This is a genomic window from Schumannella sp. 10F1B-5-1, from assembly GCF_006517535.1.
GTDB lineage: Bacteria > Actinomycetota > Actinomycetes > Actinomycetales > Microbacteriaceae > Schumannella.
On record NZ_VHQH01000162.1, the window covers coordinates 1 to 230 of the forward strand.

At 72.2% G+C, this 230-nt stretch carries 1 pseudogene; it reads right to left on the bottom strand.

What is annotated here, in order from left to right:
- Positions 1-230, bottom strand: a pseudogene (locus FJ658_RS16405) (gfo/Idh/MocA family oxidoreductase); the annotation flags it as partial.

The window sequence follows — 230 nt, forward strand, 5'->3', positions numbered from 1 at the left end:
CCGACTCCGGTCGCCCGAGCACGAAGTGCGCCCACCACAGGGTGTAGACGCCGAGGTCGAGCAGGCTCCCCCCGCCGAGCGCCGGATCGAAGGCGCGGCTGTGCGGGTCGTACTCGAAGCGCCCCGCGAACGTCGCGGCGGCACCGACCGGGGTCTGCAGCACGCCGTCGTCGAGCAGGGTGCGGATGATCGTCGTCTGCGGCAGGAACCGCGACCACAACGCCTCCATC